The sequence below is a fragment of the Saccharomonospora saliphila YIM 90502 genome, assembly GCF_000383795.1.
GTDB classification, from domain to species: Bacteria; Actinomycetota; Actinomycetes; order Mycobacteriales; family Pseudonocardiaceae; genus Saccharomonospora; species Saccharomonospora saliphila.
In genome coordinates this window covers 62,717-72,805 of record NZ_KB912687.1, presented here as the reverse complement: position 1 = coordinate 72,805, position 10,089 = coordinate 62,717, and the positions used below count along the sequence as shown (strand labels likewise).

Below are 10,089 nucleotides of genomic sequence, written 5' to 3'. Positions count from 1 at the left end.
GGTCCGACAGCGTCGCCGCGGCCGAGAGTGCCTCGTCGGTGAACCGCACCTGGTGATGGGCCTCGTACTGGTCCCGCAGGCCGTGCAGGATCGCCAGCGTGTCCTCGACGTTGGGCTCGGGCACCAGGATCGGCTGGAAGCGGCGTTCGAACGCGGGGTCGTTCTCGATGTTGCGCCGGTACTCGTCGAGCGTCGTGGCGCCGACGACGTGCAGCTCCCCCGTGCCAGCGCGGGCTTGAGCATGTTGCCCGCGCCCATCGACCCCTCGGAGGCACCCGCGCCCACCACGGTGTGCAGCTCGTCGATGAACACGATCAGCGAACCGCGCTTGTTGCGCAGCTCGTCGAGTAGCTTCGTCATCCGCTCCTCGAAGTCGCCCTACCGCCGACGCCGGAGGCCGTGCGCTCGGTGCCGGAGTGGACCTGGCACCGGGCGGGCGTGGACCTGTCGCGGCGGACGACCCTCGTCGCGCTGGCCCGTGTCGCGCACCGGCTGGAACGGGCCGCCGGACTCGGCGGTGCGCGGGGCCGGGCGTTGCTGCGGACCGTGCCGGGAGTCGGGGTGTGGACGGCTGCCGAGGTGGCACAACGGGCCTGGGGCGATCCGGACGCGGTGAGCTTCGGCGACTTCCACATCCCCTCCGTCGTGGGGCACGCGCTGCTCGGGCACGACCTCGACGACGACGGCCTCGCCGAGGTGCTCGCCCCGTACGCGCCGCAACGGCAGCGCGCGGTCCGTTACCTTGAGGCCGCCGGGTTCTCCCGGCCCCGATTCGGCCCACGGCACCCAGTGCGCGACTACCGCGCGATCTGAGCCGCTGCCGTGGCCGCGCGAGCCCGGGGGTGGGCGCGCGGTGACTAGACTCGACGCGGGCGAACGAAGGGGTGGGACGTGCGCGTGCTGCCGTGTGCCGATGTGGGACTGCTCGTCGAGCTCGACGACCTCGACGCGGTGCGGGCGCTGCACGCGGCCCTTGAGGCCGATCCGCCGCCGGGAGTGATCGATCTGGTGCCCGCGGCGCGGACGCTGCTCGTGCGGCTCGATCCGGATACCAGCGACCCGGAGCGCGTCGAGCACGCCGTGCGGCGAGTGCGGCCCCTGCGCACGGGTGGCGGCGCGGTGCCGGGCTCGGACGCGCCGGTGGTGGAGATCCCGGTGCTCTACGACGGGGCCGACCTGGCCGAGGTGGCGCGGCTGACGGGCCTGTCCGAGAACGGGGTCGTGGCCGCGCACACGGGTACGGAGTGGACGGTGGCGTTCGGCGGGTTCGCCCCGGGATTCGGGTATCTGACCGGTGCGGGGTGGTCGTTCGACGTGCCGAGGCGCGCCGAGCCGCGCACCGTGGTGCCCGAAGGAGCGGTCGGGCTGGCCGGTGTGTTCAGCGGCGTCTACCCGCGGTCGTCCCCGGGTGGCTGGCAGCTCATCGGGCACACCCGGACGCGCCTGTGGTCGGTCGAGGCCGACCCGCCCGCGCTGCTGCGCCCGGGCGTCCGCGTGCGCTTCCTGGAGGCCACGTGACCGAGGCTGGTAAGCGGTCGGGTGGCCGACCGGGTGCGGGTGTCCCGCAAGATGCTGGAGGCCACGTGACCGAGGCTGGTAAGCGGTCGGGTGGCCGGCCGGGTGCGGGTGTCCCGCGGGACGCTGGAGGCCACGTGACCGGGACTGGTGGCGGGGCGTCCAACGCCGCGAACGAGTCCGCTCGCGCCGCGGGCACGGGCCCCGTCCCGGCGCCCGGGTTGGAGATCGTGTCACCGGGGCCGTCGGCGACCGTGCAGGATCTCGGGCGCCCGGGATGGGCCGGGATCGGCGTCGGTGCCTCCGGTGCCGCCGACCGGGGCGCGCTGCGCCTGGCGAACCGCCTGCTCGGCAATGCCGAAAACGACGCCGCCGTGGAAGTGACCCTGGGTGGTTTCACCGCATGGGCGTGCCGCGATCTCGTGGTGGCGGTGACGGGCGCTCCGTGTCCGGTCACGATCGGCCACCGGGGCGGTGCGGTGAACACGGTGCTGCGGCTCCGCGCGGGGGAGCGGTTGCGTCTGGGCACGCCCGCGCGGGGGCTGCGCAGCTACGTCGCCGTGCGTGGTGGCCTCGCCGTGTCGCGTGTGCTCGGCTCGGCTTCGACCGATGTCCTCTCCGGGCTCGGCCCGGACCCGCTGCGTGCCGGAACGGTGCTCGACGTCGGCCCGGCGCCGGGGCCGCTCCCGTCGATCGGGTTCGCACCCGTGCCGCTGCCGGAGCCGGACGAACTGGTGCTGCGCGCGGTGCCGGGACCCCGCGCCGACTGGTTCGAGCCGGACGCGTTGGAGACGCTGCTGACCCGGCCCTACATGGTGAGCGCGGAGAGCAACCGCGTGGGCATCCGTCTGGACGGCCCGGAGCTGACGCGAGCGAGTGCCGACGAGCTGCCCAGCGAGGCCATGGTCCCCGGGGCGCTCCAGGTACCGCCGTCGAGCAGGCCGACGTTGTTCCTCGCCGACCACCCCGTCACGGGCGGCTACCCGGTGATCGCCGTGGTCGTCGCCGCCGATGTGGACCGCGCGGCCCAGGCCCGGCCGGGCATGCGCCTCCGCTTCACCCACGCGCCGCCGCGCTGACCCACCCCCGGCGCCCCGCCCGCTCCCGTCCGCGAGTTGCCCGCTCGTGTCCCCGAGTTGCCCTTTTCCGTCCGCGAGTTGCCCCCTCCATGCTGGCAAGTCGTCTGGTCCGCGACGGGGTAGTTCTCGCCCGCCAGTTGTGCCGCTTCCCTGGTGAGCCGCCCTCTCGGCGGAACGTTCGTTCGCGGGTTCGCGAGTCACGGCCTCGTACGGTGTCAGCGCATCCGGTGCATGGAGGGTGAGCCACCCGGGCGCCGGAAGATCCACCGCACGTGCGCCTAGAGGCGACTCGCGGGTCCGGGAGGGGCAACTCGCGGGCGGGAGCGGGCGACTCGCGGGTCCGGGAGGGGCAACTCGCGGGCAGGAAAGGGCAACTCGCGGGTGGGTCAGTCGGTCAGGGCGGCGGTGACGATGGCGAGGGCTTCGTCGTGGGTGAGGCCGAGGCGGCGGGTGAGTGCGGCGTAGTCGGCGGCGGCCGTGCGGGCGCGTTCCCGGCTGCGGTCGCCTCCCGAACCGACGAACGAACCCGCGCGGCCCCGGGTCTCGATCAGCCCGGCCTCCTCCAGCTCCCGGTAGGCCCGCGCGATCGTGTTCGGTGCGATCCCCACCTCGACGGCGAGGGCGCGCACCGTGGGCAGCTTCGTCCCGACGGCCAGCGTGCCGTCGTTGATACGCCGGGCGATCCCGGCTCGCACCTGCTCGTACGGCGCCACCGCCGAGTCCGGGTCGACACGCAGGTCCAGCACGTCGCTCACCGGTCCAGAGCGGCCGCGATCAGCTCGGTGAGATCCTCGGTGCCCGGCGGTAGTTCGTACACCGGCCACCAGCACAGGTCGTCGGACTCGGCACTGAGCACGGGCTCGGCACCGTGCGGAGCGCGGGCGACGAACCGCACGTCGAAGTGCCGCGTGGGCACGCCGAGCGAGCAGGTGATCGGGTGCACGTCCAGGCCCAGCGGCACGGGGTCCAGTTCAAGCCCGGTGATGCCGGACTCCTCGGTGGCCTCACGCAGCGCGGCCTCGGCGAGCGAGACGTCCTCGGATTCGCAGTGCCCGCCGAGCTGGAGCCAGCGGCCCACCCGGGGGTGCAGCGTGAGCAGCACGTGCTCACCCTTCGCGTCGAGCACGACGGCCGAGGCGGTGAGATGCCCGGGCGCGCACGAGCGCTCGCAGGCGTCCTGCCGCGCCGCGAGGAAGCCGAGGTAGCTGTGGCGCAGCGACTCCTGCGCGGGGTTCGGTGCGCGCCAGGACCCGAGCGTGGCCGCGGCGTCGGAGTGCAGCTCGGTCACCATTCCACCAGTCCTTGGTCGATCTCCCGCGGAGGTCGCGGGTCCTGCCGTGCCGCGGGGTGGCCGATCGCGACCGCCCCCAGCGGCTCCCACGTCGCGTCGAGGCCGAGTGTCTTGCGCACCACATCCGGGGCGAAGATCGTCGAGCCGATCCAGCACGAGCCGAGTCCCTCGGCCGCCAGCGCGACCAGCAGGCCCTGCACCGCCGCACCACCCGCGACGGTGAACATCGTGTGCTCACAGGCGTTGCGCCGCTCGTCGGGATAGGTGTGCGCGCCGTCGGCCACGAGGAACGGGACAACCACCTCGGGCGCGTCGAACAGCAGGTCGCCGCGCCGCAGCCTCCGGGTGATCTGCTCCTCGGTGAACCCGTCGCCGATCAGGTCAGCTCGCCACGCCTCCCGCATCGCCTCGAGTAGCGTCGTGCGCTGGTCGCGGGTGCGCAGCCAGCCGAACCGCACCGGCCTGGTGTGATGCGGGGCCGGAGCCGTCAGCGCGGACCCGACGGCCCGCCGCACGGCGTCGGGGTCCACCGGATCATCGGTGAACTCGCGCACCGACCTGCGCAGCGGCACCGCCTCCCGGCGGCCCTGCGCCAGTGCCTCGGCGGTGCCCAGCCGGAACAGGTCCTCCTCGGCCGGACGCACCAGGTCACGGGCCGTGGCCACGCCGTCGGTGTCGTCGCCGATGCGGAGCCCGCGCACGACCGCGACCGGAACACCGGTCAGCTTGCCCTTGACCAGATCGGCCGCCGCGGCGACCTCGTCGGCCACCGCGATCTCGGTCACGGCCAGCTCGTTGCCCTGGCCGTCCATCGCGCCCTCGTAGGAGCGCAACACACGCAGCCCGGAGGAGCCGATGGCGGCGTCGGTCTGACCCACGCGCCAGGCGCGGCCCATCGTGTCGGTGATCACGACGGCGACCTCGACCCCGAGGCGGTCCCGCAGCCCGTCGCGCAGTGCCTTCGCCGAGGCGTCCGGGTCGGCGGGCAGCAGCGCGACCTCGGAGGAGTCGACGTTGGAGGCGTCGACGCCGGAGGCGGCCTGCACGATGCCCAGCGGGTTCTCGGTGATGACCGTGCGGCCGATCCGAGCGAGCACCCGCACCGACTCCTGCTCGATCAGCGCGCGCCGCGCCGTGTCGCGGGCGTCGGGATCGGCGGGCACACGCACGAGCCTGCCCTCGATCTTGGACAGCACCTTGCTCGTGACCACGACGACGTCGCCGGAACGCAGCCACCGGGCTCGCCCGGCGAGCGCGCCGGTCAGATCGTCACCCGGGCGGAATTCCGGCAGGCCCTCGACGGGCAGGATCTCCACGCGCGGAACTCCGTGTTCCACGGGGTTCGCGCCCGTGGTGTGCCCGACCGGGCCCGCGCCCGCCCCGTGCTCAGTCAACGCGCACCCCGGCCAGGTCGAAGGCGGCGCGCACCATCCTCGTCGTCGCCTCGACGTCGGACATCAGCAGTGGCACGGCCCGCACCGCGATGCCGGGCACGTCCACCGACTCGCCCTCGTGCACCAGCCACCCGTCCAGCAGGCCGTCGTCGGAGGTCTTGCGCGAGCCGTAGTGGCGGCCCACCGCCTCGGCGGTCGATTCCACACCGATTGCGGACAGGCAGGCGTCGGCCATTCCGCGCACCGGCCTGCCCGCGATGATCGGCGAGAGCCCGACCACCTCGGCCTCGGTCTTGCGCAGCGCTTCGCGCATGCCGGGCACGGCGAGCACCGTGCCGATCGACACGACGGGGTTCGACGGCGCGAACAGGACCGTGTCGGCTTCCTCGATGGCGCTCAGCACGCCCGGAGCGGGCTCGGCTTCCTCCGCGCCGACCGGGACGATCGTGTGCGCGGGCAGTTTCGCCTGGTAGCGCACCCACCACTCCTGGAAGTGCAGCGCTTTGCGCCTGCCCGTGTCGTCCGGGTCGTCCACCACGACGTGTGTCTCGACCCGGTCGTCGGTCATCGGCAGCAGGCGCACCCCGGGGCGCCACCGGTCGCACAGCGCCTCGGTGACCGCCGAGAGCGGGTAGCCCGCGCGGAGCATGCGGGAGCGGACGAGGTGCGTGGCGATGTCCTTGTCGCCGAGCCCGAACCACGTGGGGTCGGCGCCGTAGGCCTCCAGCTCGCCCTTGACCGTCCACGTCTCGTCCGCGTGTCCCCAGCCGCGCTCGGGGTCGACCCCGCCGCCGAGGGTGTACATGCAGGTGTCGAGGTCGGGGCAGACCCGCAGCCCGTGCATCCACACGTCGTCCCCGGTGTTCACCAGGGCGGTGATCTCGTGGGGCGAGTCGTGCTCGCCCACGGGGGGCAGCCCGAGGGCGGCCTTCACGCCGAGCAGGAAGCGGGCGCCGCCCACTCCGCCCACGACGACGACAACCTTCACTTCTCCTGGCCTTCTTCCGGTCCGTGCTCGCTCGCTCCCGCCGCCGGGCGAACCCGCCCGAGCGGCCCGCTCATTCTCCAGTGTGCTCCGCCGCTCCCGCGTCACCCCCCAACACCCGCGAGTTGCCCCTCACGACCCGCGAGTTGCCCCTCACGACCCGCGAGTCGCCCTGTCACACCCGTGCTCCGCGCGGCGGGACACGGGTGGAGAGCCAGCACGCCGGGTACGAGCCGGCCCCCGCACACCGGTGCCGTGTCCGAGTTCACAACCGTGGGAACAGCACCGGGCAGGACACCTGCCTCGTGGGCGTGCCCGCGACCCGCGAACACGCTCACAATGGGAGGCATGAGAGCGAGTCACGAGCCACGTGCCACGACGGCGCGTCGGGCACCGGGATGAGTCAAGCGGCGTCCAGGGAGTAAACAAGGCTCACACATCCGAGTCGGGGGCACCGGGCCTCGGCTTAGGATGCGGGGCGAGACAAGCGTAGTGTCCGGCAACGGGCCAGACCGAATGACAAGCAGGAGAACGCAGTGACCTATGTGATCGCCGAGCCCTGCGTCGACGTGCTCGACAAGGCATGCATCGACGAGTGCCCCGTCGACTGCATCTACGAAGGCGAGCGGATGCTCTACATCCACCCCGACGAGTGCGTCGACTGCGGGGCCTGCGAGCCGGTCTGTCCGGTGGAGGCCATCTACTACGAGGACGACGTGCCGGAGGAGTGGGCCGCCTACACCAAGGCCAACGTCGACTTCTTCGACGAGCTTGGCTCGCCGGGTGGGGCGGCGAAGGTGGGCAAGACCGCGCACGACCCGCAGTGGATCAAGGACCTGCCCCCGCAGGGCGAATGAGCCGGGCCATACTCCCCGACTTTCCCTGGGACTCGCTGGCCGAACACGCCGCGACGGCACGGGCGCACCCGGACGGGCTGGTCGACCTGTCGGTCGGCACGCCGGTCGACCCGGTGCCCGACAGCGTCCGGGACGCGCTCGCGTCGGTGTCGGAGGTTCCGGGTTACCCGGCCACGCACGGCACGCCGGAGCTGCGCGCCGCGGCGGTCGACGCTCTGCGCCGCAGGCACGGGGCCGACGGTGTGGAGCCCGACGCGGTGCTGCCCACGATCGGTTCGAAGGAGCTGGTCGCCTGGTTGCCGACGCTGCTCGGCGCGGCGGACGGGGACGTCGTCGTGATCCCTGAGCTGGCGTACCCGACCTACGAGGTCGGGGCGCTGCTCGCGGGAGCCTCCGTGCTGCGTGCCGACGCGACCACCGCCGTGGGCCCCGGCAGGCCCGCACTGCTGTGGCTGAATTCGCCGTCCAACCCGACCGGGCGGGTGCTCGGGGTCGAGCACCTGCGCAAGGTGGTCGAGTGGGCGCGCGAGCGCGGGACCGTCGTGGTCGCCGACGAGTGTTACCTCGCGCTCGGCTGGGAGGCCGAGCCGGTGTCGATCCTGCATCCCGACGTGCACGGCGGCAGCCTGGACGGGCTGCTCGCGGTGCACTCGTTGTCGAAGTCGGCGAACCTGGCCGGGTACCGAGCCGGGTTCATCACCGGCGATCCCGCGCTGGTCGCCGACCTGTTGGCGGTGCGCAAACACGCGGGCATGATCGTGCCGAGGCCGGTGCAGCAGGCGATGACCGCCGCCCTGTCCGACGACGACGCGCTGCGCGCGCAGCGTGACCGCTATGCCGCCCGCCGCGCGGTGCTGCGCCCCGCGTTGGAGCGGGCAGGCTTCCGGATCGAGCACTCGGAGGCCGGGCTGTACCTGTGGGCGACGTGCGGTGAGAGCGCCGAGGCCACGGTCGCCCGGTTGGCCGAGCGGGGCATCCTGGTCGCCCCGGGTACGTTCTACGGCCCGCGCGGCGCCGACCACGTCCGGGTCGCGCTCACCGCCACCGACGAGCGGGTCCACGCCGCGGCCGAGCGCCTGACAACCTGACCCGTTCCGGGAGCACCGTCGGTTGTCCTCCGGAAAGTTGTAAAGTACTTTGAAAGTATGTCGGTCACCCCTGAAGTGAACTTCTCGGAGCTGTCGAACAGGCCCGTGGAGACCGTTCGCAAGCTGCAAGGATCTGCCACGCGTTCGTTACGGGTGCACCGTCGCGGCGATGACGAGGACCTGGTGTTGACCACCGCGAGTCGTGCGGAACAGGCTGCCGAGGTCGCGTCGACGACGACCAAGTTGTTCCTCGCGCTGATGGAGCACGATGCGCACACTCGCACACTCGTGACCGACGTCGTACCGCGAGCCTTTCCGTGGGTTCGCTTTCTTCCCAAGGAGGGAGTGCGGCAGTTCGTCGTCGAGCTCGTGGACACACTCGAAGCCGCCGAATCGGTCGACAACCCCGCCCCGGTGGCTCATCTCGTGGCAGCGTGGCGGAGCACCGCCGAGATCTACGCTGATCCCGAGCTCCTGGCCACGCTCCGGAGGGATGGCGCGGACTTCGGGGCTGTCGGCGAACCCGGCGACGACGCGTCATGAGCCCGAAGCGGGGAGACGAGGTGGCGCCGCCACCGAGCGGCGACGAGTGGAAAATCCGCTACGGGGACAAGCAAGCGATTGATGGATGGCGGGAGTTGCACGCGGCAGCTCCCGGCAATCTTCGCAAGGCGTGGGAGCTGATGCGCCACTGTCCGGGTTCGGAAGCGTCGATGTCGCCACTGCGCCATCACAGGCTGAAGTTCGACCTCGCCACCGGTACGCACAATGGCCGTGCGCTACCGCAGTGGCAGATCGAGGTCACCGGGAGCGGGCGCGTCTGGTACCTCGTGGACGCGGAGAACCGCACGGTCTGGATCAAGTACGCCGGTGTCGGCCACCCCCGTGTGACTGACTGACCGAGCGAGGACTGTCGCCGGCCGGGCGTTGGAGCACCGCTACCACGACGAGCGCGCGCCACGGAGGGTGGGGACGGACACCCGGTCGCGCCGGGGTGCGTGCAGGGGTGAGCGGCGCACACGCGCGACGGCGCACACCCCGGGGCCACGAGCCGTCACGCTGCCCACGGCCCCGGGCGTGTGCCGGTCAGTCGTTGGCGTGGAGGGCGGCGTTGAGTTCCACGCCCGCGCCGGTGCGGGCCACGGCCTCGACCGAGCCCGTGGCGGAGTTGCGCCGGAACAGCGCGCCGGAGAGGCCGGACAGTTCCCGCGCCTTCACCGTCCGGCCCTCGAAGGACACCTTCGTGCCCGCCGTGAGATAGAGACCGGCCTCGACGACGGAGTCGTCGCCGAGCGAAATCCCGACACCGCCGTTCGCGCCGATCAAGCACCGCTCGCCGAGTGAGATCACTTCCTTGCCGCCGCCGGAGAGGGTGCCCATGATCGACGCGCCGCCGCCGACGTCGGTGCCGTCGCCGACGACCACACCGGCGGAGATGCGGCCTTCGACCATCGACGCGCCGAGCGTGCCCGCGTTGAAGTTGACGAAGCCCTCGTGCATCACCGTCGTGCCGCTGGCCAGGTGCGCGCCGAGCCGCACGCGGTCGGCATCGCCGATGCGGACCCCGCTCGGGACCACGTAGTCGACCATGCGGGGGAACTTGTCGATGCTGTAGACGGTCACCTGGCCGCGGGACCGCAGCCGCATCCGGGTCTCCTCGAAGCCCTCCACAGGGCACGGCCCGTGATTGGTCCACACGACGTTCGACAGCAGGCCGAACAGGCCGTCGAGGTTCTGGCCGTGCGGGCGCACCAGCCGATGGGACAGCAGGTGCAGCCGCAGGTACGCCTCGTGCGCGTCGGCGGGCGCCTGCGCGAGCGCGCCGATCGACGTCCGCACGGCGACCACCTCCACGCCGCGCGCCTCGTCGGTGCCGAGCA

General features: G+C 72.6%; 11 protein-coding genes and 2 pseudogenes. 7 read left to right on the top strand and 6 right to left on the bottom strand.

Annotation, left to right across the window (positions count from 1 at the left end; genetic code table 11):
- Positions 1-378 (bottom strand): annotated as a pseudogene (locus tag SACSA_RS24705) (ATP-dependent Clp protease ATP-binding subunit); the annotation flags it as partial.
- Here SACSA_RS24705 and SACSA_RS23090 point away from each other — a divergent pair.
- From SACSA_RS23090 to SACSA_RS0114560, 3 genes and pseudogenes are all read left to right on the top strand, one after another.
- Positions 379-813 (top strand): annotated as a pseudogene (locus tag SACSA_RS23090) (DNA-3-methyladenine glycosylase family protein); the annotation flags it as partial.
- A 78-nt stretch (positions 814-891) separates the two neighbouring features.
- Positions 892-1,518, top strand: a complete 627-nt coding sequence (locus SACSA_RS0114565) for a 5-oxoprolinase subunit B family protein (protein WP_019816632.1) — start codon at positions 892-894, stop codon at positions 1,516-1,518.
- Positions 1,519-1,736: 218 nt separating this feature from the next.
- The gene (locus SACSA_RS0114560; RefSeq protein WP_028661889.1) at positions 1,737-2,594 is read left to right on the top strand and encodes a 5-oxoprolinase subunit C family protein; all 858 of its coding nucleotides are present in this window, start codon (positions 1,737-1,739) and stop codon (positions 2,592-2,594) included.
- 386 nt (positions 2,595-2,980) lie between these two features.
- Here the strand turns inward: SACSA_RS0114560 and SACSA_RS0114555 are convergent, their stop codons facing one another.
- The 4 genes from SACSA_RS0114555 to cofD are packed head-to-tail and all read right to left on the bottom strand — an operon-like array spanning position 2,981 to position 6,267.
- Positions 2,981-3,349, bottom strand: coding sequence for a GntR family transcriptional regulator (locus tag SACSA_RS0114555; RefSeq protein WP_019816630.1), 369 nt, complete (start codon positions 3,347-3,349; stop codon positions 2,981-2,983).
- Entirely contained in the window at positions 3,346-3,885 is a 540-nt protein-coding gene (locus tag SACSA_RS0114550) for an NUDIX hydrolase (RefSeq protein WP_019816629.1), read from the bottom strand. The genes SACSA_RS0114555 and SACSA_RS0114550 overlap by 4 nt, the downstream gene beginning before the upstream one ends.
- Positions 3,879-5,222: a coenzyme F420-0:L-glutamate ligase gene (locus SACSA_RS0114545; RefSeq protein WP_028661887.1), complete on the bottom strand. Its 1,344-nt coding sequence runs from the start codon at positions 5,220-5,222 to the stop codon at positions 3,879-3,881. Before SACSA_RS0114545 ends, SACSA_RS0114550 begins: the two co-directional genes overlap by 7 nt.
- A 49-nt stretch (positions 5,223-5,271) precedes the next feature.
- The gene (gene cofD, locus SACSA_RS0114540) at positions 5,272-6,267 is read right to left on the bottom strand and encodes a 2-phospho-L-lactate transferase (protein ID WP_019816627.1); all 996 of its coding nucleotides are present in this window, start codon (positions 6,265-6,267) and stop codon (positions 5,272-5,274) included.
- A 533-nt stretch (positions 6,268-6,800) separates the two neighbouring features.
- Between cofD and fdxA the strand changes: the two genes are divergently transcribed.
- From fdxA to SACSA_RS0114520, 4 genes are read left to right on the top strand one after another with little or no spacing between them, the layout of a single operon-like run.
- Positions 6,801-7,121: a ferredoxin gene (gene fdxA, locus SACSA_RS0114535; RefSeq protein WP_019816626.1), complete on the top strand. Its 321-nt coding sequence runs from the start codon at positions 6,801-6,803 to the stop codon at positions 7,119-7,121.
- Positions 7,118-8,209, top strand: a complete 1,092-nt coding sequence (dapC, locus tag SACSA_RS0114530) for a succinyldiaminopimelate transaminase (protein ID WP_019816625.1) — start codon at positions 7,118-7,120, stop codon at positions 8,207-8,209. The genes fdxA and dapC overlap by 4 nt, the downstream gene beginning before the upstream one ends.
- Before the next feature lie 57 nt (positions 8,210-8,266).
- Positions 8,267-8,752, top strand: a complete 486-nt coding sequence (locus SACSA_RS0114525) for a hypothetical protein (RefSeq protein WP_019816624.1) — start codon at positions 8,267-8,269, stop codon at positions 8,750-8,752.
- Positions 8,749-9,108, top strand: coding sequence for a hypothetical protein (locus tag SACSA_RS0114520; RefSeq protein WP_028661886.1), 360 nt, complete (start codon positions 8,749-8,751; stop codon positions 9,106-9,108). Before SACSA_RS0114525 ends, SACSA_RS0114520 begins: the two co-directional genes overlap by 4 nt.
- A gap of 187 nt (positions 9,109-9,295) precedes the next feature.
- On the opposite strand, the gene dapD is transcribed toward SACSA_RS0114520, so the two are convergent.
- A partial coding sequence (dapD, locus tag SACSA_RS23085; protein WP_048876821.1) for a 2,3,4,5-tetrahydropyridine-2,6-dicarboxylate N-succinyltransferase occupies positions 9,296-10,089 on the bottom strand: 794 nt, incomplete at its 5' end.